Below are 22,422 nucleotides of genomic sequence, written 5' to 3'. Positions count from 1 at the left end.
GCTAGGCTCCTCGATCACTGCAGAACGACATCAGTCACCCTCGCGAAGCACGAAGATGTTCACCGACGTGACAAAGTCGGTGGCGGGGGCGAATTCCTTGGTCGACGGCGGACTCGCCGCAGTCATCTGCCGGGAAGCGCTCTCGCCGGTTCCGACCATGCCCCGGCCGACCAAGCCGGAGACGGCAATGTTGTTTAGCATCGCTGAATCACTTTCCGCTGCAAGGGCTGTCGGCGCAGTCGCGAAATTGCTTTCGGGCAACATCGCTGCCACTGTCTTGATCTCGGGCGCAGCCGAGAACCAGCCCGACGGTACCGACATGCCCGCAAGTCGACCGGCGCCTGCAGTCTGCGCAGCTACCCCAGGAAGTGCCGTCGAGGTCAGCGTCGGTGGCTTCATTCCCAGCGCTCCTGCCAAGGGTTCGCCAACGACGTCGTAGGGAAGTTTGGATACCTTCTCCGCGCTGCTCGTCAGGTTGGCGGCGGCTTGGGGAAGGAGATAGGACTGAACTCCCAGTAGCCCCGGCACCCCGGCAATGGTGAACAAGGACGCCGGCGACAGCGGGCCGACGATAAACGAGTTGAGGGCGGTTAGCAGTGCCCCCAAATCACCCGCTGCGGCAGGACTGGCAGCCGCCGAGACCGGCGCGGCAAGGCCATTGAGCGACTCCGGAAGCGCCGTGAGCAGCTGCGGTAGAACCTGCGAGTGCGATGTGGCCGACGTTGCGGTGGCTTGGAAGACGGACGCAACTTGAGTCGTCGCACCGGCCGGGTTGGTCGTCTGCGGGGGCTCACCGAAGGGCGCCACCCGCGCGGCAGCGGCAGCAGCGCCTGCGTAGCCGTACATTGCGGCTGCGTCCTGTGCCCACATTTCGGCGTAGTGAGCTTCGGTCGCCGCGATCGCAATGGTGTTTTGTCCCAGGATATTGGTAGCTATCAGGGTCGCCAGCAAGCTGCGATTGGCCGCGATCACCGCGGGAGGAACCGTGGCCGCGAACGCCGCCTCATACGCCGTGGCCGCGGCCCTAGCGCCCGCAGCAGTACGTGCGGCATGCCCGGCGGTTCTCGACATCCACATCACATAGGGCGCAGCGGCTGCAACCATCGCGTTCGAGGACGAGCCGGCCCATTCGTTGGCCAGACCAGACACTTCCGAGTCGTAGGCAGATGCCGTGGAGCTGAGTTCTGCCGACACCGCATCCCAGGCAGCGGCGGCCGCCAACATCGGCCCGGCTCCAGGTCCGGAATACATCCGCGCGGAATTGAGTTCGGGTGGCAACGCTCCAAAATCCATATCGCCCGCCTTCCGTTCGGCACCGCTGGCCGCCTGCTACCTACCAGCGGCGGCGTTTCGGGGGTACCCGTTTGTGCTCCAGGCGAATACACGCGGAGCTGCCGGCGCTGAATCTCTCACCGGCCTGCGGGCGTAATGGGTTCCCTGGCGTGGCACCATGGCTTTGGCTTTGGCCGAGCTGACATGGACCAGCAGACGTTGCCTGGGAAGGGTTGGGCAGCAAGCCCATACCGGAACAGCGGCATGGTCGCCCGCGGGTGCATTGTTACGATGGAGACAGTCTCGGGGGACGTCGGCGCTGCGCCGCTGTCCGCACCGCGGCAGATCAACGAGATTACGCGGTTCGGGATGGTCAACCGTGATGTTCCGCAAAACCATTCCAGGCCCCCAGCCTTCGCCCATGGTCATTCAGTTGGGTAGAAGCCATCAGCCGAGTCGGCGGTTATGGCGATCCTCATCACCGTCGCCAACTATAAGCTTCGGCAACCCTGCACGCAGCAACTCACCGGAACGCGGGGGAAAACGGCAAGCGAAGTATCAGACTGCGCGCCAATCACGGCGCCGCAGAACGACCACCGTCCGCCGCCGCCTCACGCGTTATCTGCTCGAACTGCTGCGCCATGGCGTCGGCCAGTGCGGTAGCCGCCGACAGCGGCCGGACCATCACGACGAAATCGTCGATCTTGCCGTCGTCGTCGAAATGCAGGAAGTCGCATCCCGTGAGCCGTTTACCGTCGACCGACGCCTCGAAGATCAGGGCGTGGTCGCGCCCCGACGGGTCAGCGATCTCGCGCACGTAGTGGAAGTCGGAGAAAACCCGCATCACCGCGCGCAGGATCGCCGCGGTGACCGGCTTGCCCGGGTAGGGCTTGAACGCCACGGGGCTGGTGAAAACGACATCATCGGACAGCAGCGCCTCGATGGCCGCGGCGTCCCCGGCCTCGACGGCTTGCCGGAATGGGTGCATGCCACGCCTCCGCTGGTCAGTTGGTACGGCTGACCCTCACGGTAGACCCACCGACGCTCGCGGCCGAGGAGCCCTCGTCGCCTACCGGCCGGAGTACAGCCACGGTGGCCATCGGGCCGGACTCGGTCGCGGCGCTGGCCTCCGCCGACTCTCCCCGCCCGGCCGGCAACACGTGCGGCGCCGCGGCGATCGCCAGGACTGCGGCGCCGCTGGCGCCCAGGGCCTTCGACCAGCCCAGCGGCCCCACTGGGACACAACCCAGCAGCTGACTGATTCCGGGCAGGCTGATCATCGCCGCGAACGCCGCGAACGAACCGGCTGCGGTGAGCAACACCAACGGTGCGTGGGAGTCGACCAGGGTCTGGGCCAGCTCGGTGGTGACCAGGGTGATCAATGCGACGGTGGCGGCGCGCTGGCGGGCGCCCGGTACAACAGAAAGGCGAGCCATCCCCCAGGCTACGCTGGCCGCGGCGCCTGTGATCGCCCCGCGGACCGCGACGGCGCGCATCAGGCTGCGTTCGTCGATGCCGTGCACCACCCGGTGTGAGGAGCCCGCGGGGGTGCTGACCGCGACCGCGGTGGCCGGCAGCGCGTCGGTCAGCATGTTCATCAGCAGCAGCTGGCGATTGTTCAGCGGCGAGGTTCCCGACAGCGCGGTGCCGATGACTCCGAAGATCACCTCGCCGACGTTGCCGCCGAGCAAGCCGGTCACCGCCAACTGCACGCCGCGCCACAGTCGCTGGCCCTCATCGATGGCATCCACCAGGGCACCGATGCGCCCGTCGGTCAACACGATGTCCGCGGTGAGGTGCGCCGAGTCGCTGCCGCGCGCGACCACACCGAGGCCCACGCTGGCGGCGCGGATCGCCGCCGCATCGTTGGCACCGTCGCCGACCATGGCGCAGACCCGTCCGCTGCGTTCGAGGGTCTGCACGACCTGCACCTTGTTCTCCGGCGACATCCGGGCGAAGATCACCCGCTCTCCGACCGCGCGTTCTTGATCCTTGCGCGACAGCGCGTTCCACTGGGCTCCGGTGATGACCTGATCGGCGGCGACCGGTACCCCCAGTTCCGCGGCGATCGCGGTGGCGGTGACGGGGTGATCACCGGTGATCAGCCGGATCCCGACGCCCCGGTCCGCGAGGGCGGCGAGCAGTTGCGGCGCTTCGGCGCGTGGGGTGTCGGAGATGCCGAGAAAGCCGGTGAGCATCACCCCGGTCTGGCACAGCCTGGCGAGGGCGTCCGGGTCGTCGGCCAAAGACTTCACCTGTGCGGCCGTGAGCCGACGCTGCGCCACCGCGATCACTCGCAACCCGCCGCCCGCGAGTTCGGCGACGGGCGCGTCGCTGTCCGGACCGAGGCCGGTGCAGGCGGCCAGCACCACTTCCGGAGCCCCCTTGATCATCAGCTCCCTGCCCAACACCGATGCCGAGAATGCCCGGCCGGAGCGGAACGGCAGGTGCGCGTCCGGGGTGGTCCACAGGGGTGCCCCGCCGTCGGATATCCCGGCGGCGGCCTCGGTGACGGCCTGGTCGGTGGCATGCGCGTGCGGGTCGCCCTCGGGTGCGGGCGCGGCGTTGGCCGCGCAGCGCAGCACGTCGTCGTGCCTGTGGCCGGAGACCGGGTACACCCGGGTGACCCTCAGCCGGTTCTCGCTCAGCGTTCCGGTCTTGTCGAAGCAGACCACCTCGACGCGGCCCAGCGCCTCGACCGAGCGGGGAATGCGCACCAGCGCACCGGAATCGGTCAAGCGTTGGGCCGAGGCGTGTTGGGCCAGGGTCGCCATCAGCGGCATACCCTCGGGCACCGCGGCGACGGCGACCGCGATCGCGTTGCCCAGCGCCAGCCGCAACCCACCGCCGCGCAGCATCCCCAGCAGGCCGACCATCAGGCCGCCGCCGGCGCTGGCCGGGAACGCGCGGCTCATCAGCTGACTGAGCTGATGCTGCAGGCCGACCACCGGCAGATCCCCGGCGGCCAGTTCGGCGGCACGACGGGCCTGGGTGTCGGCGCCGACGGCGGTCACCACCGCCCGCGCGGTGCCGGCGACAACCGTCGTGCCGGCGTAGAGCATGCAGCGCCGTTCGGCGAGTTCAGCACCGGGCAGCACGGCCGCGGTCTGCTTGTCCACCGACAGTGATTCGCCGGTGAGCGAGGATTCGTCGACCTCGAGATCGCTGGCCTCGATCAACCGCGCGTCGGCGGGTACGACCTCGTTGCTGCGGACCTCGATCACGGTGCCGGGGATCAGGCGGTCCGCGACGATCTCGGCGTAGCGGTCGCTGCCCGGCTCGACGGTGCGGGCCGGTGGGGTCTGTTGGGCCAGCAGCCGGTTCAGCCGGTTCTCGGCCTGCAGTTGCTGGGCTGCCGCGAGCATGCAGTTGCCGATCAGCACCGTGCTGACCATCATCGCGTCTACCGGCGAGCCCAGCATTGCGGTCGCCACCGAGCTAAGCGCCAGCACCGGCATCAGCGGATCCGACAATTCGGCGCGCACCGCCTTGATGAACTGCCAGGCCATGTGCGGCGGCGCGGCGTCGAGTTCGGCAGCGGCGCAGGCGACGCCGGGGGCCGACAAGATCGCGCGGACCTCGTCGAGCGACATCGCATGCCACTCGTAAGAAGGTGCGGGTCGCGGCGCCGGCGTCCGAGCGACCTGGCGAGCCAGCAGGTATCCCGAGAGCAGCCCGGTGGCTGCCCCGGCGGTGACCGGCCCGGGACCTCCTCTGCCTCGGCCGGCGCGCACGCCGGGAACCATCAGCAGTGCACCGAGTGTCGAGGCGCCGGTGGACAGCGAGATGCCGCGCTGAGCGGCCGCGCGCGCCGCCGGTATCGCGTGCAGCACCCGCCAGGCGCCGGCCAGGTCTGCCAGCAGAAGATCCGCTTCCCACGGCGGCGGCGTCTGCTCATCGTCGGGCATGATCCCCAGGCCCACGTCGGCGCCGGCCAGTGCCTGCGCGCCGGTCGACGTCAGCACCGTAACGGTGCGGCCGTCTCGCTGACGTTCGGTCAACACAGCGGACAGCGCCTGGTCGAGTTGTTCGTCGTCGGCGGCGATGTCGACCGGCGCCAGTTCGTCGAAGGCGGGACGCAGTTCCCCGAGGGCCTCCACGTCGAGGGTGACCAGTTCGGCGCCGGACGCCCGCGCCTCGGCCAGCAGCGCCGCGGCCAGTGGGTGGCGTGCGTTCACGGTGCAGAGCAGCCGCGGATCGATGAGGACGGAGTCGACGCGATCGAGTCGGCGCACCCCCTCCGGGCGCAACGGCAGCGCCGAGTGCTGTTCGACCAACGACCGACTCAGGGTGGCCGCGAAGGATTCGGTCGTGGTGCGCATGGCTTTCGGGCCGGCGACCACGGCCGCGGTGGCGGCTGTGGTGACATTGCGGGACAGCACGCCCACCAGGCCGGCCCCGAACAGCTGGACGTAGCCCGCTCGCCGTCCGTGCCGGTCGATCGCCCCCTCCGGCAGGGGCACCGGCCGCGACGACACGTGTACCTGCGCCTGGTCGGCGTGCCGGGCCAGGTGCGGCTCGTGGCGGATCCAGGCCTGCGCCGCGGCCTGCGATTCGGCGGCCTTGACGCCTTGCAACGCCAAGTCCACTGCCAGCGTGGCCGGCGACAAGGTGGCGATGCGCGCCCCGGTGGAGATCAGCGACAGCACCGTGTCGGCCGGACCCCGGCCGATTCGCTCGGCCAGTTGCTGGCGCAGCCACGGCTGGTAGTTCGCCAGCGCCGCGACGGCGTCGACGGTGATCGGCGCCTGCGGCAGCCGCAGCGCGCGCCCGGCGACCGCGATGGCCAGCCCGGCGGCGTTGACGCCGACCATCAGGCCCCGGGCCATCAGCAGCAACCCGTCGCCGGGCAGGACCGTAGGCGGTGCGGCACTGGTCTGAGCTGCCGTGCCTTCGGACCGGCGGTAGCCGCGTTCGACCCCGGTAATCAGGCGGCACAGGTCATTCAGTGATACCTGCTCACCATCGACCGCGAGTTCCACCACGACTCGAGACAGCGGGCGGTTCAGTCGCGCCGACACCACGGCGGGTTCGGCGACCAGCGTGTCGAGCACCCGCTGCCCCAGTTCGGCGGATTCAGTCAGGCCGCGGACCTCGATCCAGGCGCGGTTCTCCCCGCGCCAGCACCTGCGGGTCAGCGTCGCCGTGGTGGCTTCGCCGGACAGCATCCGGCTGGCTTCCCGAACTGGCAGCGCGGCGACCTGCAGTCCGGCCGAGGCGATGGCACCGACGGCCTCGGTGGTGGCCGATGCACTGCGAGCGGCCGCGTCGACGACGGCTGATGCCGCACGGATGCCCAGGGTGGCCGGGCGCAGCAGCAACGATGTCGGAATCAATTCGGCAGCAACCCATCCTGTGGTCTGAGAGCGGGCCTGGACGGCGCCCGCCGGGCGGCCAATGCGCCGCGTGAACGGCCCAATTCTGGCGATACTTTGGCGATTGCGCAACTATGCGAATGTGACGTTCGGCGAATCCCGTCATGGGAGTTGGGACAAAATGAATGCCGCCATGGCTAAAGATGAAGAACGGCCGCCCGAAGAAATCAGTTCAGGTGGCCGGCCCGATGAACCGACCCAACCCCAACTAGCTTCCGCCGCGAGCACGTTCGCGCTGCTCAGCAGTCCGGCGCGCCTGCACGTGATGTGGCTGGCCGCCCAGGATGCCTACGACGTGACAACCCTGGCCCGGCGGGCCGGCGTCAATGTCGCCACCATGAGCCAGCACTTGACCAAGCTGCGGCTGGCCGGCCTGATCAACGCACGGCGCGACGGGCGTCACCACATCTACACCGTCGATGACCCGCACATCTTGACACTGCTCCAGCAGATCTTCGCCCACATCGCCCCGGACGGCAGCCTGGCACCCGACCCGCCACGAACGTGACGCCGGTCACGGACGAAAGTCCCGAGATCCGGTGACTGGCAGCACACTTCAGTTTTTTACAACCGGGGGCTGTATAACGTCTCGATCCATGAAAGATCCAGTGCTTGTTCTGCCGGTGCTCGCCGGGATCCTCGGACTGCTCGTCTTCGGATTCCTGACCCTGGAGGTCGTGTTCCACATCGGCTGAAGTTCCGTCGACCACTAAGACCGGGTGTGCTGCGCGACAAGCTCTTTCAGCAGCCGTCCGGTGCGCTGCAATGGCGCCGCCGATTTCGCAGCCAGCGACATGATCACCGCGCCTTCAACCGCCGCGATGGTGGTGGTGGCCAGCTGTTCAGCGGTCTCGGGCGCGACGTCGGCTTCTTCCAACCGATCGGCCAGCAGGCGTTCCCAGTCGGCGAACACTGCGCCGGCGACATCGGCGGCATCGGGCGCTTCGGAGCGTCCCAACGCTGCGGCGACGATCGGACAGCCCGCACGAAACTCGCTGCCGGTCAAGGCGTCCTTCCACACCGCAATGAACGTCTCGACGGCCGTCACTGCGTCCGCTTCGGCCAGCAACCGCCCGATCATGTCCGAGGTGGTCCGCCCCGCGGCTCTGGCCGCATTGGCGACGAGTTCGGCTTTGCCGCCAGGAAAGTTGAGATAGACCGAGCGGCGCGCGATCCCACTATGGGCGAGCAGTTCGGAAATCCCGGTACCCGCAACACCCTTGCGCTGCAGTAGTGCGATTGCACTGTTGATGAGCCGGTCACGCGCCGCCATCACCATCACCTTTCCCGACCCCGACTGTTTGCGATATACCGATCAGTCTACTAGCCTCGCAGCACGCGAGTAGACCAATCGGTATACCGCGGTCGCCGGACTGGTTCATCGATCGGCGCAGGGGATGGGGAGCAGCCATGACACGAAGCGACGAACAAGCCCTACGCAAGTTCCGCGTCGAACGCCGAGTCGGGCGCTATCTCGCCAACCCCCTGGTATCGGCGCTGGCCCGCCTGGGTGTCAGCACCACACTGGCCACCGAACTACAGACCACCGGCCGCAAGACAGGAAAGACGCGGCACGTTCCGGTCGCCGCCTGTTTCGACGACGGCGGCGCCTGGGTGATCTCCCAGCACGGGGCACGGTCGGGGTGGGGAGCCAACATCACCGCCAATCCCCAAGTCCGCATACGCCAGGGCTCGCGGTGGCGCAGCGGCGTCGCGCAGTTCCAACCCGACGACGACGTGACGGCCCGCGCGCGCAGCTTCGCGTCCCGGCCCGTCTTCGCAGGCTTGGCCGCGGCCACGTTTCGTGCGCTCGCGAGCACGCCGGTCTCGGTGCGCATCACCTTCACCGACGGTGCCGTGTGAGATGCGTTCCGCCTGGGTGTATCTGGTCGCCGCGGCAACGCTATGCGCCACTGGGGTGTTCATCGCCCATCTGAGGCTCAGCGAGATCCCCGACCCCGCGGTCGGCCACTCACCGCGCCCACCGGCGGTCGGCCGACTCACAGAGAAGGTCGTCGAATACCGGGTGGACGGTCCGGCAGGCACTCCGGTCTTCGCGTCCTATCTCGACGTCGACGGCTCGGTGCGCCAGGTATCGACGACCTTGCCCTGGCAGACCACCCTGCGCACCCAGCGCATCACCGTGCCCACCGGGGTGATGGCACAAACCGAGAACGAGCCGTTGTCCTGTCGCGTCGTCATCGACGGACAGGTCCGCGACGAGCAATCGTCCACGTCCTCGGCGGTGGCATGCCAGGAGCCGGTCGCATGACCGCGCCGGCCGGCCGGCCCCTAATCGCACGGCTGCTCTACAGGTTCGCAATGCCCATCATCGTGCTGTGGGTGGGCGCCGCCGGCGCGCTCAATCTCGCCGTCCCGCAATTGGAAACGGTCATCACCGAGCACGCGAAGTCGTTTCTGCCCGACGATGCCGCGTCGGTGCAGGCCATCGTGAAGCTCGGCGAACACTTCGGCGGCGCCGGCACCAACAACTTCGTCTACCTCCTCCTCGAAGGCGAAGAACCCCTGGGCCCCGACGCCCACCGGTACTACTCGACATTGCTGGATCGGATCACTGCCGACACCGCACACGTCAACTCTGCAATGGACCTGTGGTCCGATCCCCAGTTCGCCGCGGCAAACGAGAGCGCCGACGGTCATGCCGCCTACGTCTTGCTCAACCTGAGCGGCAACATGGGCACCGCGCTGGCGATGGCCTCGACCCAGGCCGTTCGCGACATCATCGCCAACACCGAGGCCCCGCCGGGAGTCACCGCACACCTGACCGGGCCGTCAGCGGTGGTCAACGACGAACTCGTGTCGATTAACGACTCGATCCTGCTGCTGCTCATCGCCTGCGGTGCGCTCGTCGGCGCCATTCTGTTCTGGGTCTACCGCTCACCGATCACGGTGGCAATGCCGATGCTGGTCGCCGGAGCAGGGCTCGGCGTGGGACGACCGGTGGTCGCGCTGCTGGGCAACCACCAGATCATCGGCGTCTCCATCTTCGCCTCGGCATTGATGGCGGTCATGGTTCTGGGCGCGGGAATCGATTACGGCATCTTTCTTTTGGGCCGCTACCAGGAGGCACGCCGGGCCGGAGCGGACCCGACCGCCGCGTACTACGCGGCGCTGCGCGGTGTGCAACACATCATCATCGCCTCGGGCCTGACCATCGCCGGGGCGACCGCATGCATGACGTTCACCCGACTGGCGATCTTCAGCACCTCCGGGTTGCCGTGCACCATCGCGGTCGTCATCACCCTGGCCGCGGCACTGACGCTGGGGCCGGCCGTCCTCGCGGTCGGCAGCCGGTTGGGGTTCTTCGAGCCGCACAAAGGCCGCGATCAGAAGTCGCTGCGTCGCTGGCGTCGGATCGCCACCTCCGTGGTGCGTTGGCCAGGCCCGGTCCTGGTGGGTTCGCTGGCGGTGTTGAGCCTGGCTCTGTTGATCCTGCCGACGTTTCATCCCAGCTACAACGAACGCATCGCCCAGCCCAGTGACTCACCGGCCAACTTGGGCATCGCCGCGGCCGACCGCCACCTTCCGCCGAATATCATGGCTCCCAGCGTTTTTCTGGTTGAATCCGATCACGACATGCGCAATCCGTCGGACATGATCGCCCTGGCCAAGCTCGCCAACGCGGTACTGGCCATTCCCGGAGTCTCCAACGTTCAAGGCATCACCCGCCCGCTGGGCGCGCCGCTACAGCAGGGCACGCTGACTTCCCAGGCCGGCTACCTGGGGCAACGACTGACGCAGATGACCGATGTGCTCAGCCAACGAGCCGATGACCTGCTGATCCTCGACGGCGAGGTGGGACGACTCCAACTCACCATCGCCGGGATTGAGCAGGCCCTGCATAGCGGGCGCGCCGGCAGCGATGAGATCGACGGCAGCGCAACCGAACTCCAATCCGCACTGAGCGGCGTCGTGACGAAGATGGATTCGCTGCGCGACGCCACCGCACCCGCCCGCACGTTCATCGATTCCATCCCCAACTGCCGGGACAACGAACCCTGCCGGGCGGCACTCACCAGCTTATCTCTGTTCGAAGACCTTCATCGTTTCGACGGCCTGGTGGACCGGTTGGCCGGCGGAACCCACGCGGTCGCTCACACCCTGCCCGAACTGTCCGCACAACTCGACAACGTGAAGGACTTCGCGGTCCAGGTCCACGCCGCGACCGTACCGTTGCGCGCCACCCTGCAGACGTTGGTTCCCCAGATCACCGAAATCACCACGTTCACCGAGGAACTCAGCCAGAGCTTCGCGGGAGGCGATCCCAACGGCGCCTTCTTCCTGCCCAGCCAGGCTTTCGACAATCCGCTGTTCAAGAATGCGATGCCGTACTTCTTCTCCCCCGACGGGACGATGACTCGGATGGTTGTCACCCCCGAGATGGAGGGGTTCAGCCGCGAAGCGATGGATGTCAGCGCCAAGGTCATCCCGACCGCACTGCAGGCGATCAAAGGCACCTCGCTGGCCGGAAGCACGGTGAGCCTCGGCGGCCCCGGCGGCACCTTGCTCAATATCGAGGCCTTCGCGCGGGAAGACTTCATCACCAGTGCGATAGCCGCGTTCGCGTTCGTGTTCTGCGTGATCCTGATCCTGCTCCGCAGTCTGGTCGCAGCGATCGCGGTGATCGGGACCGTAGCCCTGTCCTATCTGGCGGCGCTGGGATTGACCGCCTTCGTCTGGCAGGACCTGATCGGCAACCCGCTGCACTGGTCGGTGGCCCCGGTCTCCTTCGTGTTTCTGGTCGCGGTGGGCGCCGACTACAACATGCTGCTGGTTGCGCGATTCAAGGAGGAGATCGGGGCCGGCATCAAGACTGGAATCATCCGCGCCATGGTCAACACCGGCGGGGTGGTCACCACCGCCGGATTGGTGTTCGGGTTCACCATGTTCGCCATGCTGGCCGGCTACGCACACAACATCGCCCAGACCGGCACTGCCGTCGGTCTGGGGCTGTTGCTGGACACGCTGCTCATCCGGTCCCTGGTCATTCCAGCCGTCGCGACCCTGGCCGGTCGCTGGTTCTGGTGGCCGATCGTGGTCCACGACCGACCCGGCGTCGTCAGCCGTCGACCGTGGGCCCCGGATACGGCAGGAGTGCCATTTCCCGGGCGTTCTTGATGGCTGTGGCCACCTGGCGCTGTTGCCGCACGCTGAGTCCGGTGACGTCACGCGAGCGGATCTTGCCGCGCGGGGAGATGAAGACGCGCAGCGTGGCGGTGTCTTTGTAGTCGACGACCGCCAGGCCCAGTTTGGCGAGCAGGTTCGGCTTGGCGGACCTGGCTCCGCTCCGCGAAACACGCCGCGAATCTTTGGGTTTGATCGCCATCTACCAGCTCGCTTTCCGGACGCCGGGCAGGTGGCCGTCGTGCGCAAGCTGACGCACACGCACCCGTGACAGCCCGAATTTGCGCAGGTGGCCGCGGGGACGCCCGTCGACACTGTCGCGGTTGCGCAGCCGGACCGGGCTGGCATCACGGGGTTGGCGAGCCAACGCGCGCTGGGCGGCCCATCGCTGTTCCGGACTGCTCGACGTCGAACGAATGATCTCCTTGAGCTCAGCGCGCCGTTCGGCGTAGCGGGCCACCAGCTCTCGGCGCTGCTCGTTCTTGACGATCTTGGACTTCTTAGCCACGATTCAGCGCTCCTCGCGAAAGTCGACATGGCGACGGACGACGGGGTCGTATTTACGCAGCACCAGGCGGTCGGGATCGTTGCGCCGGTTCTTGCGGGTGACGTAGGTGTAGCCGGTGCCCGCCGTGGAGCGCAGTTTGACGATGGGGCGGATGTCGGTGCGCGCCATCAGATCCGCTCACCTTCGCGCCGCAGTCGGGCCACCACGGCCTCGATGCCGTCACGGTCGATGACCTTGATGCCCTTCGCGCTGACCCGAAGCCGGATCCGGCGGTCCTGTGACGGCAGATAGTAGGTCCGGACCTGGATATTCGGCGACCAGCGGCGCCGGGTGCGGCGATGCGAGTGCGACACCGCATTCCCGAATCCGGGCACCCGGCCGGTGACTTGGCAGCGTGCAGACAACGGAACTCTCCTTCATGACGGTCTTATTGAAAATCATTGTCGACAAGCGACCGACTGGAGGCTACCGTAGGGACGGCATTAATGACAATGATTTTCATTAGGAGGGTGATGCGGACTCCGGTGATCCTGGTGGCCGGGCAGTACGGCACCGACGCAGCGACCAAAGCCTTGCAGGCCAAGGCGGGCACGGTGACCGTCGCCTACGGACTGGATGGTCACGTGGTGGTGCGGGAAACCACCAGCACGACAGCGGTTGCCACGACGTTGGCCCTGGAGTTGGCGCACGGCTGCGTGTCCTGCACGCTGCGCAACGACCTGCTGGTGCTGCTGCGCCGGCTGCATCGCCGGGCCGGCGTTGAGCGCATCGTCGTGCAGTTGCCCAATTGGCTGGAGCCGCAGCCCATCTGCTGGGCGATCCGCAACGTGCGAGTCCGCGTTGGACCGGGATACATCGACGGCCCAGCCGGCCGCGACGTGGTGGTCGCCGCGGTCATCACCTGTCTCGACGCCACGGCGTGGCTGCCGCAAGCGCTCGGTGACGACGAACTCGATGACGGCCGCACCATCGCCCAGGTGGTGGTCGGCCAGGCTGAATCCGCCGACGCCCTGGTGGTTTACGCCCCCGACCCGACGGCGTTGGCGGTACTGCGCCGGTTGGCTCCGCTGGCGCGCATCACCGCCGGCACCGCTCGCCTTGAACAGGCGGTGACCCACCTCGATGACGGCGCCCGCCGCGGTCGAGCCGATGATCCGCACGCCCCGCTGCTGGCTGGTCAACCGCCGTTGCGGGCCGAGGGCCCGGTTGAGCTGATCGAATTCCACGCCCGCCGACCGTTTCACCCGCAGCGTCTGCACTCGGCCCTCGATGCCCTGCTCGACGGCGTGATCCGGGCGCGCGGGCGGCTGTGGCTGGCCAACCGGGGCGAGCGAGCGATCTGGCTGGAGTCGGCGGGCGGCGGGTTGCATACCGCCGCGGTGGGCAAGTGGCTGGCCGCGATGACAGCCGAGGAGGCCGCCCGCGTGTCCCCGGAGCGACACGCGTTCGCGGATCTGATCTGGGACCACCGCTACGGAGACCGGCACACCTCGGTGGTGATCCTGGTCTGCGGCGCCCGCCCCGAGCAGATCCGCGAGGCCTTGTCGGCCGCACTGCTCACCGACGTCGAGTTGCGCAGCCCGCACCAGTGGGCCGGCTACCCCGACCCGTTCGGCGACCACCACCAAGAACCGTGCGACGAGACCCCCACGGCCACGGCAGATATTTCCCTGTACCGCTCCCAAGAAGGAGACCAACGATGAAACTCGGCATCCACCCCGACTACCACCCCGTCGTCTTCCAGGACGCCACCACCGGCCAGACGTTCCTGACCCGTTCCACCGTCACCAGCGACCGCACCATCGAGTGGCCCACCCCGACGGGCACGCGCAGCTACCCGCTGGTGATCGTGGAGATCAGCGCTGCGTCACATCCGTTTTGGACCGGCAACAGCCGGATCGTCGACTCCGCCGGGCAGGTCGAGAAATTCCGCCGCCGCTACGGGCAACGCCAGATCTAAACTCGCCCAGCGTCACTGGGTAGGAGACAGCACCTCGATCACCTCACGCGCAACCCGGGTGCCCGACTCGATGGCGCCCTCCAGATACCCCGCGTGGTCACGCGCCGTCTCGGTACCAGCCCAATGAATGTCACCGGTCGGCGTGCAATCAATCGGCGGGATGCCGTCGGTGGTTCCGGGAAGGGCTAACGAGATATAGCCGCCGCCGACATATTCATCGAGATGCCAGGACTTTTCATGCCAACTCGCCGGTTCGAGAACGTCGGGACCGACGTAGCGGGCCAGCGCACCGAGCACCGCGTTGCGCCGCTCGGCTGCATCGAGCCGGTCGAGCTCACGCGCCTCTGGTCCGCCCACCAGCACACACAGGTGGCCCGGACCGCCCGGCGCGCCGGTGTCGAACACCGCCCGTCCGGGTTTGTCGAGAACCAGGAACTCGCCGCCGGCTCGATCCCTCCAGAACGGGCGCGGATAGACCGCCACGCCCTTGTACACCGAGCCCATATAGGTGTCGGACGCCAATGCGGCACGGCTGGGCGGGAGCGGCGGGTCGTAGGTGATTCGTCCGGTGAGCGGCGGCGGAACCGTCACAATGACTTTCGCGGCATGGATCGCACCCGCGGTGGTGTCGATGGTGACGCCGTTCGCGCCGCACACGATCGAGGTGACCCGGCGACCCGGGAGCACACGCGAACCGAGTTCGGCGGCAAGGCCCTCGATCAGCGTGCCGATCCCTTCGGCCACCAAGGACTCCTGAGCGCCCCCGGCCGTCGCCAGCATGGTACGCAGCCCGCCCTGCTGGCGGATGCTCTGCGCCATCGCGTGAAGGGAGCAGCGATCAAGGTCAGCCGTCCACGAGATGTAGGCCAGCACTTCGAGCAGCCGCCGAGCGCGCCCCGGCACTCGGCGCAGCCGGGCCTGCACCGTCGTGGTATTGCACCGTTGCGTCTTGGCGATACGGGACCAGGCTTCGACGCCGACGAGAACGAGCAAGGCCACCAGCATCGACGGTCCCGCGGCGCGCAGCCGACGCGATCCGTCGACCACGATGGGCAACGGCCGGGTGTGCATCCGAAACTGCGTGGCGCCCAGTTCGGACGCCAGCGCCTTGATCCGGTGGTGGTCGTGGCCGATCCACTGGCCGCCGAGGTCGACCCGTGACCCCAACGCGCTGGTCTCGGTCATGGCCCGTCCGCCGAGTCGCTCCGCGGCCTCGAGAACGAGCACGTCGACGCCGGCCCGGTGCAGATCGCGGGCAGCCGTCAACCCGGACATCCCCGCGCCCACTACGGCCACCGTGGTGGCCACCGCCGCGTCATCTGACTGCACGCTCGACAATCTAAGTCGGTCAACCGACCGAGTCAAGGCTCCGGCGGCTTACCGGGCAGCGGTCGAAGGAATCAGCCGGCGTGGCTTGGGCGTGTGCCGACGGGCTGCGGATCGGCGAATTGCACGACCATGTCGACGGCTCGGTCAAGATCGCGTCGGGCCCGCTCGGAGTCCGGGCTTGTCACGTACTGCACGATCAGCCCGTCCACCAGGGCGAGCGCGAGCCGCCCGAGACTGTCGAAATCGACGGCGCAGCGCTCCTCCGCCGCCTGCGCGGCCTGGGCGCAGAACTCAGTGACGAGCGCGGCGTAGCGCTCATACTGCAGCTGGGCCAGACCGCCCGAGCCTTCGCTGCGCACCGAGTACATGGCCAGCTCGTATTGCATGATCTGCAGGCCGGTGTCGCTTTCGACCAACGTGCTCCAGAAATTCGTCACGCCTTGGCGAAGCGCGTGGGCCACTCCCCGGTCGGGCTTCAGATCGGCGCGCACTGCGTCCACGACGTCGTCCATGACCGCGGCGATCACCGCTCGCAGCAGCTGGTCCTTGGACGGAAACACATAGTGCAAGGTGCCCAGCGGGATCCCGGCTTCAGCGGCAACCCCGCGCAATGTCGTGCCCGCCACGCCGACGTCACTGAGAACGCGCATCGCGGCCGCGACGATCTGACCCTCGCGCTCGGACGCCTTGACGTAGGCCATCTAGGCCACCACATTCATCAAGCCACCCCTAGCCGGCGCGCCACACCCGCAACGCCGCGACGATCATCGGAACCCTCGGGGGCAGCGGTGACGGCACTTCGCGTCCTGACAGTGCGGCAGTCATCGCTCGATCGTAGCCAGCGTGGCCGCCTGCAGTCACCGGCCGCCGGTGCCGAAAAGGACGGCCGCCATCAAGGCATGGATCCGGGACCGTTGTTCGTCTCGATCATCAAAGTTAACCAGGCGTCCTATATCGACAACCAGAGCAAGCGCCGCGTGGACACGGAACACCGCTTCGGTGTCGGCCGCGCCGACCTGGCTCACCAGATGCGCCCATTCGTCGACGTTCTGCCGCTGCAGACGGCGCAGTTCAACCCGGTCGGATTCGGGCAGGTTGGCGAACTCGGCGAAATAGATGTTGATCAGCTCGGGCGCGGCGAACGCCAGCGCGGTGTAGCGCTCGGCGATCCGCAGGGCAGCCTGCCGCGGACTGGTCGACTCGGCCAGGGAGTCGGTGATGGCCATCAGCACCCGGGCGCTGGCCCGATGGAAGGCGACGGCCAGCAGGGCCGCCTTACTCGGGTAGTAGCGATAGGCGCTGGAGCCGTTGAGTCCGGCGGCGGTGCCGATCTCCTCGATGCTGACCTCGTAGAAGCCGCGCTGGCCGAACATGCGGATGGCCTCGGCGAGCAGCCGTTCACGCTTTGATGCGCTGGGCAGGCCCCGCGCCGGTCGCCGCGGCGGCGGACCCGAAGGCGCCGGGGGCAGCTCGACGGTGAGCACCGACCAGCACAGCTCAGCGAGCAGTTCCTGAAGTGCGGCGGCAGGCAGTCGCGTTCGGTGCGCCGAGATGCTGCCGATGACGCTCAGGGCCGCAGCGGCCAGGATCGCGGTGTCGGCTTCGGGAAGGTCCGGGCGCAGCACCGCCAGTGGTTCGGCGATCGTGGCGTTGAGCGCGTCGTAGCCGGCTCGGATGTCTTTACGATCCGGCAGCTGCAGGTAGCGCCGTTCCCACCGGTAGAACGCGCCCTCGCGTCGCGTCCCGATCGTGGTCTCGATCAGCGCGGCGGTGATCGCGCGCAACCGCTCCGGCGCCGGTCGGCCCGGATCGTCGGCGGAGCGCGCGGCGTTCACCAGCACCCCCGCCGTGTACTGGGCGGTCGCGACCAGCAGCGCGTACTTGTTCGCGAAGTGCCGATACAGCGCAGGTCCGGAGATCCCCACCTCGGCGGCGATCTCGTCAACCCCGACCGCGTGGTAGCCGCGCTCGCTGAACGCACGGGCCGCCGCGCGGACGATCTGCGCCTTGCGGTCTTTGGGGCGCCGCTGCACCGCAGTGACCGATCCCGCAGCCATGGACGCGGCCATTTTCACCCCCGTGTTGACTGTTGGACCCGACGCCCATACGTTAACCACAATTTACATTTTCATCCACGGAGGAAGTGACGTGCTGCAATCCCGGTTCATCGAAGGGTGGGTCTGACCGTGTCCGAGAACGCCAGCTCCGCCAAACTCACCGCGACGCGCGACGGCCGGGTGCTGCGGGTGACGATCACCAATCCCGCCCGGCTCAACGCGATCGACTACGCCACCATGGCGGGCCTGGGTGACGTCATCGCCGGCGCGGCCGACGACCCGGGCGTGCGGGCCATCGTGATCACCGGGGAAGGCAAGGCCTTCTGCACCGGCGCCGACCTGTCGGCCACGGCCGGCGGCGTCGGCCCCGAGGAGGTGATGGACTGCGCCTCCCGGCTGGTCAACTCGGTCGCGCAGACCCCGGTGCCGGTGATCGCGCGGATCAACGGTCCGGCCGCCGGCGTCGGCGTGGGTCTGGCGCTGGCCGCGGATCTGATCTACGCCGCCGAGAGTGCCTACTTCCTGCTCTCGTTCACCAACATCGGCCTGATGCCCGACGGCGGCACCACCGCCCTGATCGCAGCGGCCGCCGGACGGGCCGTGGCCAACGAGATGGCCCTGCTCGGTGAACGCCTATCGGCGACGGCCGCCCGGGATGCCGGCCTGATCAACGCGGTGCTCGGCGAGGCGGAGTTGGATGCCCGGGTGAATGAGGCCGCCGAGAAGCTGGCCCACGGACCGCGTCGCGCCATCGAATTGACCAAACGCGCGCTCAACGCCACCAACCTCGCCGCACTGGATGCCGCGCTGGCCCGCGAGAAGGCCGGTCAGGTGGAGTTGCTGGGCTCCCCCGACTTCTTCGAGGGCGCCGCCGCGATGCTGCAGAAGCGCAAGGCGGTGTTCGGCGAATGATCGCTCAGCCACTGCGGTCTCGCCGCAACCACTGGATGAATCAGGTGGCAACCCACGCCGAAATGCGTCCCGATGCCGTTGCCTTCCGCTGTCGTGGCAACGACACCACCTGGCAAGAACTGCACGATCGCTCGCAGCGCCTGGCCGGGGCACTGTGCCGGCGCGGCATCTCCTTCGGCGATCGCGTGCTGATCGTGATGCTCAACCACACCGAATACATCGAGGCGACCTTGGCGATCAACGCCCTGGGTGCCATCGCCGTACCGGTCAACTTCCGCCTCACCGACCCCGAGATCAGCTACATCGTCACCGACAGCGGAGCCAAGGGCGTCATCACCGATCAGCTGCTTGCACCGCTGATAGAGGCCGTCCGCAAGAACACCCCCGGACTCGACGTGGCCGTGGTACTCGGCGATGACTACGAGTCGCTGATCGCCGAACCCGGCGACCCGCACCCCGGCGCGGATGTTCCCGAAGACACCCCGGCGCTGATCATGTACACCTCGGGAACCACCGGAAGTCCCAAGGGCGCCATCCTGTCCCACTCGAACCTGCTGGCCCAGTCGCTGACCTGCATTCAGGCGCTGCAGATCAGCCCGGACAGCGTGTACTTCTGCGCCGCGCCGATGTTCCACATCGCCGGCCTGGGCAGTATCGCGCCCAACCTGATGCTCGGCACCAAGACGGTGATTCACCCGCTCGGTGCGTTCAACGCCGCCGACACCCTCGACGCCTGGGAGCGCGAGCGCGCCACGTCGGTGTTCCTGGTGCCGGCGCAGTGGCAGGTCATCTGCGCGGATCCGACTGTGCGGCAACGTGACCTGGCGCTCGAGGTGATCAGCTGGGGGGCGGCGCCGGCGTCCGACACGGTGCTGCGGGCCATGGCGGAGACGTTCCCGGACGCGCTCAACGTCGCGGTGTTCGGCCAGACCGAGATGTCACCGGTCACCTGCGTGCTCCAGGGCAAGGACGCGATCCGCAAACTCGGCTCGGTGGGCAAGGTGATCCCGACCATCGCGGCACGAGTCGTCGACGAGAACATGAACGACGTGGCACCCGGTGAGATCGGCGAGATCGTCTACCGCGGGCCAACCATGATGCAGGGCTACTGGAACAAGCCCGAGGCGACAGCCGAAGCGTTCGCCGGCGAGTGGTTCCACTCCGGGGATCTGGTCCGCGTCGACGACGAGGGCTTCGTCTACGTCGTCGACCGCAAGAAGGACATGATCATCTCCGGCGGCGAGAACATCTACTGCGCCGAGGTGGAGAACGTACTGTTCGAGCACCCACTGATCCAGGAGGCCGCCGTGATCGGGCGTGCCCACGACAAGTGGGGCGAGGTTCCGGTGGCCATAGTGGCGGTAGCGGCCGGCGAGGCGCCGCTGACGCTGGAGGACCTCGAACCCTTCCTCAACGAGCGCCTGGCCCGCTACAAGCACCCGAAAGAACTGGTGCTGATCGACGCATTGCCCCGCAATGCCAGCGGCAAGGTGGTCAAGCCGCAACTGCGCAAGCAGTACGGCTAGGCAACGGAGCGCTGCCGAATTCAGCTGTCGCGCAGTCCGATGGCTCGTGCGCAGTATCGCCAGATTCGCTCACGGTCCGCACCGCTTTCTCGGGTGAACGGCAGATAGTGCTCGGGGCGCTGCCGCCGGTCGTGCCAGAACCGGCCGGTCGGCGGCGCGGGCTGCGTTGCGGCCAACCAGACCGCGGTATCGGCACCTTGCGATGCCGTGCGCAGCAGCGGCTTGGTCAGTTTCTGGAAAGTCGGCAGCGACGTAACCACTCCCGGTGTGTCAGCCCAACCCGGGTGCATGCAGTACACCGAGATTCCGGCCGCCTTCCAGCGTTCGGCCAGCACCGGGGTCAGCGCCACCTGCATCCGCTTGGTTCGGGCATAGGCGGTGGCACCGCGGTAACGTCCGACCCGGTATTCGGGGTCGTCGACAGCCAGCCCCTGGGTGTACATGCCGCCCGAGGACATCAAGATGACCCGAGGGTCCTGGGATGCGGCCAAGACGGGGACAAGTAGTTCGGTCATCAGCACCGGGCCCAGCACATGCGTGGCCAGGGTGATCTCGTGTCCGTCAGCGGTCTCGGCCCGCGCTGCCGGCAGCAACCCGGCGTTGTGGATCACCACGTCGAGGCTGGGCAGACGAGCGCCGAGATCGGCGACGAACCATCGCACCGCCGACAAGTCCGCCACATCACAGACCTCTGCGCGCAGGTCGGCATCCGGGTGCTCGGCAATCAGCTCGGCTCGGGCACCTTCGACACGTTCGAGGTTTCGGCTGACCATCACAACCGTGGCACCCAGCGCCGCCAGTCCCCCGGCGATGGCCTTCCCGATGCCGCTGTTGGCCCCGGTCACCATCGCGGTCTTGCCGCGCAGTGCCTGTGGCTCGGGATCACCAGACCACGCGTGCTCCCGAATCCGGTACCCCAGGCGGCTGTAGCCGGGAAGAACGGCACGGTCCAGCACCGAATCGACTACCGACCCCAGACCCATCCGACCGACCTCGTCTCAGCGCAGCGGTATCTCAACGAGCATCTGCCCGGTGGGCTCGCGCGACCCCGGATCGGGCTCCACGGTGAACCCGAGCGCCGTCGAGTCGCCAAGGGCAGGAATCTCCGCGGTGGTCGACGGCGACACAGCGGCGGCGTCCATGGTGCCGGCCAGCGTCGCACCGCTGGGACTCAGCAGCCACATCTGGTAGACCGTGCCCGGTTCGGGCGGGGGCACATTGTTCATCACCAGGACGCCGGCACTGCGTTCCCTGGAGAAGAGCACCGTCGCAGTACCGGTGGCGAGCGGAGTCGTCACACTCTCCACGTCGGGCGCCGCGAGCACGCGGTCCGAGACCGACTGTGGGCCGGTGGGTCTGAGTTGGATTCCGAACCCGAACGCCGCTAGTCCCACCACGATGGCTGCCGCCGCGGCAACAGCCGCGGTACGCCATCGAGAACGGGCGGCGGAGAGCTTCGCGGCTCGGCTCAGAATCGATTCACGCAGCGCCGGCGACGGCTTCGCGGCGGTGGTCTCCGCGATGGCTGCCATGGTCTCCTGCACCGCCGAAACCTCGGCTCCGAAGGCCTGCGCGACAGCCGTCGGTGCGCCGGCGACACCTCGCTCGACCTCGCGCCGCTCGGTGTCGGAGACGGCGTCGAGCGCATACGGCGTCGCCAGTGCGAGCAGGTCGAAGCCGTGCGGCTCGGTCATGACATGCCCAAACATTCACGCAGGCGGCGCAATGCGTCCTGCATCCGCGTTTTGATCGTGGATGTGGCGACCGAAAGCCGTTCCGAAACCTCGCGATAGGTCAAGCCGGTGTAGTAGGTCAGCTCGACGCACTCCCGGTGCTTCTCGGGCAGACCGCCCAGGCACTCGACGACGCGCTGATGTTCGTCGCCGACGATCACCGCATCGACGACAACGTCGGCGGCCGGTTCAGCGCTGGCGGCGCCGTAGCGTGATTCCCGCAGTCCGGCAGCGTGTTCGGCGCGAACGCGGTCCACGGCGCGGCGGTGCGCCATGGCCAGCAGCCACGCGAGCGCCGACCCCTTGGCCGGGTCATACTTGCCGGCGTTACGCCACACCTCCAGGTAGACCTCTTGAGTGGTCTCCTCGCTGTAGCCGGTGTCACGCAGGACCCGCAGCACCAAGCCGTACACCCGCGAGGCAGTGCGGTCATAGAGCGTCGCGAAGTCGGCGAGACTTCCCCCCGCCACCCGGTGGAGTACCGCATCCAGCTCGGAGGAATCCGCGATCTGATTCATCGGACGACAGCCTAGCCGCCGCCCCGTCCCAGGTGGGGCGGTTGGGAACCAGTCATCGAGGGGTTCGGAGACGGCAGGCATCGACGT

The 22,422-nt window shown here is 67.9% G+C and carries 21 protein-coding genes, 1 pseudogene and 1 riboswitch; of the genes and pseudogenes, 8 read left to right on the top strand and 14 right to left on the bottom strand.

What is annotated here, in order from left to right:
- Nucleotides 1-30: 30 nt before the first annotated feature.
- From NM962_19980 to NM962_19970, 3 genes are all read right to left on the bottom strand, one after another.
- Nucleotides 31-1,293, bottom strand: coding sequence for a PPE family protein (locus tag NM962_19980; GenBank protein UVO12146.1), 1,263 nt, complete (start codon nucleotides 1,291-1,293; stop codon nucleotides 31-33).
- A gap of 410 nt (nucleotides 1,294-1,703) precedes the next feature.
- A riboswitch (Fluoride riboswitch) is annotated at nucleotides 1,704-1,764 on the bottom strand.
- 82 nt (nucleotides 1,765-1,846) lie between these two features.
- Nucleotides 1,847-2,260, bottom strand: a complete 414-nt coding sequence (locus NM962_19975) for a nuclear transport factor 2 family protein (protein UVO12145.1) — start codon at nucleotides 2,258-2,260, stop codon at nucleotides 1,847-1,849.
- A gap of 16 nt (nucleotides 2,261-2,276) precedes the next feature.
- Complete coding sequence (locus NM962_19970; protein ID UVO14848.1) at nucleotides 2,277-6,494, bottom strand: cation-translocating P-type ATPase; 4,218 nt, start codon at nucleotides 6,492-6,494, stop codon at nucleotides 2,277-2,279.
- Between the two features lie 286 nt (nucleotides 6,495-6,780).
- On the opposite strand from NM962_19970, the gene NM962_19965 reads away from it, so the two are divergent.
- Entirely contained in the window at nucleotides 6,781-7,155 is a 375-nt protein-coding gene (locus tag NM962_19965; protein UVO12144.1) for a metalloregulator ArsR/SmtB family transcription factor, read from the top strand.
- Between the two features lie 201 nt (nucleotides 7,156-7,356).
- Here NM962_19965 and NM962_19960 read toward each other — a convergent pair whose 3' ends face one another.
- Entirely contained in the window at nucleotides 7,357-7,920 is a 564-nt protein-coding gene (locus NM962_19960) for a TetR/AcrR family transcriptional regulator (protein UVO12143.1), read from the bottom strand.
- A 149-nt stretch (nucleotides 7,921-8,069) separates the two neighbouring features.
- On the opposite strand from NM962_19960, the pseudogene NM962_19955 reads away from it, so the two are divergent.
- The 3 genes and pseudogenes from NM962_19955 (at nucleotide 8,070) to NM962_19945 (ending at nucleotide 11,786) form a co-directional block, all read left to right on the top strand.
- A pseudogene (locus NM962_19955) lies at nucleotides 8,070-8,510 on the top strand (nitroreductase family deazaflavin-dependent oxidoreductase).
- Nucleotide 8,511: 1 nt separating this feature from the next.
- Nucleotides 8,512-8,919, top strand: a complete 408-nt coding sequence (locus tag NM962_19950) for an MmpS family protein (protein ID UVO12142.1) — start codon at nucleotides 8,512-8,514, stop codon at nucleotides 8,917-8,919.
- On the top strand, nucleotides 8,916-11,786 hold the full coding sequence (locus tag NM962_19945) for an RND family transporter (protein ID UVO12141.1): 2,871 nt from the start codon (nucleotides 8,916-8,918) through the stop codon (nucleotides 11,784-11,786). Before NM962_19950 ends, NM962_19945 begins: the two co-directional genes overlap by 4 nt.
- On the opposite strand, the gene rpsR is transcribed toward NM962_19945, so the two are convergent.
- From rpsR to rpmB, 4 genes are read right to left on the bottom strand one after another with little or no spacing between them, the layout of a single operon-like run.
- On the bottom strand, nucleotides 11,728-11,994 hold the full coding sequence (gene rpsR / locus NM962_19940; protein ID UVO12140.1) for a 30S ribosomal protein S18: 267 nt from the start codon (nucleotides 11,992-11,994) through the stop codon (nucleotides 11,728-11,730). The two genes, NM962_19945 and rpsR, sit on opposite strands and share 59 nt — an antisense overlap.
- A complete protein-coding gene (gene rpsN, locus NM962_19935; protein UVO12139.1) occupies nucleotides 11,995-12,300 on the bottom strand; it encodes a 30S ribosomal protein S14 in 306 nt (101 codons plus the stop codon).
- Nucleotides 12,301-12,303: 3 nt separating this feature from the next.
- Nucleotides 12,304-12,468, bottom strand: a complete 165-nt coding sequence (rpmG, locus tag NM962_19930) for a 50S ribosomal protein L33 (GenBank protein ID UVO12138.1) — start codon at nucleotides 12,466-12,468, stop codon at nucleotides 12,304-12,306.
- Entirely contained in the window at nucleotides 12,468-12,704 is a 237-nt protein-coding gene (gene rpmB, locus NM962_19925) for a 50S ribosomal protein L28 (GenBank protein UVO12137.1), read from the bottom strand. Before rpmB ends, rpmG begins: the two co-directional genes overlap by 1 nt.
- Nucleotides 12,705-12,812: 108 nt before the next feature.
- Here rpmB and NM962_19920 point away from each other — a divergent pair, with 108 nt between their 5' ends.
- Complete coding sequence (locus tag NM962_19920) at nucleotides 12,813-14,003, top strand: GTP-binding protein (protein ID UVO12136.1); 1,191 nt, start codon at nucleotides 12,813-12,815, stop codon at nucleotides 14,001-14,003.
- Nucleotides 14,000-14,260 carry a type B 50S ribosomal protein L31 gene (locus tag NM962_19915; protein UVO12135.1) on the top strand — a complete coding sequence of 87 codons (261 nt, stop codon included), beginning with the start codon at nucleotides 14,000-14,002 and terminating at the stop codon, nucleotides 14,258-14,260. The genes NM962_19920 and NM962_19915 overlap by 4 nt, the downstream gene beginning before the upstream one ends.
- A gap of 12 nt (nucleotides 14,261-14,272) precedes the next feature.
- Here the strand turns inward: NM962_19915 and NM962_19910 are convergent, their stop codons facing one another.
- The 3 genes from NM962_19910 to NM962_19900 form a co-directional block, all read right to left on the bottom strand.
- Complete coding sequence (locus NM962_19910) at nucleotides 14,273-15,535, bottom strand: FAD-dependent oxidoreductase (GenBank protein ID UVO14847.1); 1,263 nt, start codon at nucleotides 15,533-15,535, stop codon at nucleotides 14,273-14,275.
- Nucleotides 15,536-15,660: 125 nt separating this feature from the next.
- A complete protein-coding gene (locus NM962_19905; protein ID UVO12134.1) occupies nucleotides 15,661-16,290 on the bottom strand; it encodes a TetR/AcrR family transcriptional regulator in 630 nt (209 codons plus the stop codon).
- A 156-nt stretch (nucleotides 16,291-16,446) separates the two neighbouring features.
- The gene (locus tag NM962_19900) at nucleotides 16,447-17,658 is read right to left on the bottom strand and encodes a TetR/AcrR family transcriptional regulator (GenBank protein ID UVO12133.1); all 1,212 of its coding nucleotides are present in this window, start codon (nucleotides 17,656-17,658) and stop codon (nucleotides 16,447-16,449) included.
- 117 nt (nucleotides 17,659-17,775) lie between these two features.
- On the opposite strand from NM962_19900, the gene NM962_19895 reads away from it, so the two are divergent.
- Both NM962_19895 and fadD5 read left to right on the top strand, forming a co-directional pair.
- Entirely contained in the window at nucleotides 17,776-18,558 is a 783-nt protein-coding gene (locus NM962_19895) for an enoyl-CoA hydratase (protein ID UVO12132.1), read from the top strand.
- Nucleotides 18,555-20,084 carry a fatty-acid--CoA ligase FadD5 gene (gene fadD5 / locus NM962_19890; protein ID UVO12131.1) on the top strand — a complete coding sequence of 510 codons (1,530 nt, stop codon included), beginning with the start codon at nucleotides 18,555-18,557 and terminating at the stop codon, nucleotides 20,082-20,084. The genes NM962_19895 and fadD5 overlap by 4 nt, the downstream gene beginning before the upstream one ends.
- Nucleotides 20,085-20,104: 20 nt before the next feature.
- On the opposite strand, the gene NM962_19885 is transcribed toward fadD5, so the two are convergent.
- Genes NM962_19885 through sigK form a run of 3 tightly spaced genes read right to left on the bottom strand, consistent with a single transcriptional unit; the run spans nucleotide 20,105 to nucleotide 22,335 of the window.
- Nucleotides 20,105-21,067, bottom strand: a complete 963-nt coding sequence (locus NM962_19885) for an SDR family NAD(P)-dependent oxidoreductase (GenBank protein ID UVO12130.1) — start codon at nucleotides 21,065-21,067, stop codon at nucleotides 20,105-20,107.
- A 15-nt stretch (nucleotides 21,068-21,082) separates the two neighbouring features.
- The gene (locus tag NM962_19880; protein UVO12129.1) at nucleotides 21,083-21,778 is read right to left on the bottom strand and encodes an anti-sigma factor; all 696 of its coding nucleotides are present in this window, start codon (nucleotides 21,776-21,778) and stop codon (nucleotides 21,083-21,085) included.
- Nucleotides 21,775-22,335 (bottom strand): ECF RNA polymerase sigma factor SigK, encoded by a 561-nt coding sequence (gene sigK / locus NM962_19875; protein ID UVO12128.1) that lies wholly within the window; start codon nucleotides 22,333-22,335, stop codon nucleotides 21,775-21,777. Before sigK ends, NM962_19880 begins: the two co-directional genes overlap by 4 nt.
- Between the last annotated feature and the right edge of the window lie 87 nt (nucleotides 22,336-22,422).

This window comes from Mycobacterium sp. SVM_VP21 (assembly GCA_024758765.1).
Taxonomy (GTDB): Bacteria; Actinomycetota; Actinomycetes; order Mycobacteriales; family Mycobacteriaceae; genus Mycobacterium; species Mycobacterium heraklionense_C.
The sequence above is the reverse complement of the archived record's forward strand: the minus strand, read 5'-3'. Positions and strand labels throughout refer to the sequence as shown.

What these genes read in the sequence shown, in the direction of transcription:
- NM962_19980 (UVO12146.1), bottom strand. Translation starts at nt 1,293, where the DNA reads ATGGATTTTGGAGCGTTGCCACCCGAACTCAATTCCGCGCGGATGTAT.
- NM962_19975 (UVO12145.1), bottom strand. Translation starts at nt 2,260, where the DNA reads ATGCACCCATTCCGGCAAGCCGTCGAGGCCGGGGACGCCGCGGCCATC.
- NM962_19965 (UVO12144.1), top strand. Translation starts at nt 6,781, where the DNA reads ATGGCTAAAGATGAAGAACGGCCGCCCGAAGAAATCAGTTCAGGTGGC.
- NM962_19960 (UVO12143.1), bottom strand. Translation starts at nt 7,920, where the DNA reads ATGGCGGCGCGTGACCGGCTCATCAACAGTGCAATCGCACTACTGCAG.
- NM962_19950 (UVO12142.1), top strand. Translation starts at nt 8,512, where the DNA reads ATGCGTTCCGCCTGGGTGTATCTGGTCGCCGCGGCAACGCTATGCGCC.
- NM962_19945 (UVO12141.1), top strand. Translation starts at nt 8,916, where the DNA reads ATGACCGCGCCGGCCGGCCGGCCCCTAATCGCACGGCTGCTCTACAGG.
- rpsR (UVO12140.1), bottom strand. Translation starts at nt 11,994, where the DNA reads ATGGCGATCAAACCCAAAGATTCGCGGCGTGTTTCGCGGAGCGGAGCC.
- rpmG (UVO12138.1), bottom strand. Translation starts at nt 12,468, where the DNA reads ATGGCGCGCACCGACATCCGCCCCATCGTCAAACTGCGCTCCACGGCG.
- NM962_19920 (UVO12136.1), top strand. Translation starts at nt 12,813, where the DNA reads ATGCGGACTCCGGTGATCCTGGTGGCCGGGCAGTACGGCACCGACGCA.
- NM962_19915 (UVO12135.1), top strand. Translation starts at nt 14,000, where the DNA reads ATGAAACTCGGCATCCACCCCGACTACCACCCCGTCGTCTTCCAGGAC.
- NM962_19910 (UVO14847.1), bottom strand. Translation starts at nt 15,535, where the DNA reads ATGTCCGGGTTGACGGCTGCCCGCGATCTGCACCGGGCCGGCGTCGAC.
- NM962_19905 (UVO12134.1), bottom strand. Translation starts at nt 16,290, where the DNA reads ATGGCCTACGTCAAGGCGTCCGAGCGCGAGGGTCAGATCGTCGCGGCC.
- NM962_19900 (UVO12133.1), bottom strand. Translation starts at nt 17,658, where the DNA reads ATGGCCGCGTCCATGGCTGCGGGATCGGTCACTGCGGTGCAGCGGCGC.
- fadD5 (UVO12131.1), top strand. Translation starts at nt 18,555, where the DNA reads ATGATCGCTCAGCCACTGCGGTCTCGCCGCAACCACTGGATGAATCAG.
- NM962_19885 (UVO12130.1), bottom strand. Translation starts at nt 21,067, where the DNA reads ATGGGTCTGGGGTCGGTAGTCGATTCGGTGCTGGACCGTGCCGTTCTT.
- NM962_19880 (UVO12129.1), bottom strand. Translation starts at nt 21,778, where the DNA reads ATGACCGAGCCGCACGGCTTCGACCTGCTCGCACTGGCGACGCCGTAT.
- sigK (UVO12128.1), bottom strand. Translation starts at nt 22,335, where the DNA reads ATGAATCAGATCGCGGATTCCTCCGAGCTGGATGCGGTACTCCACCGG.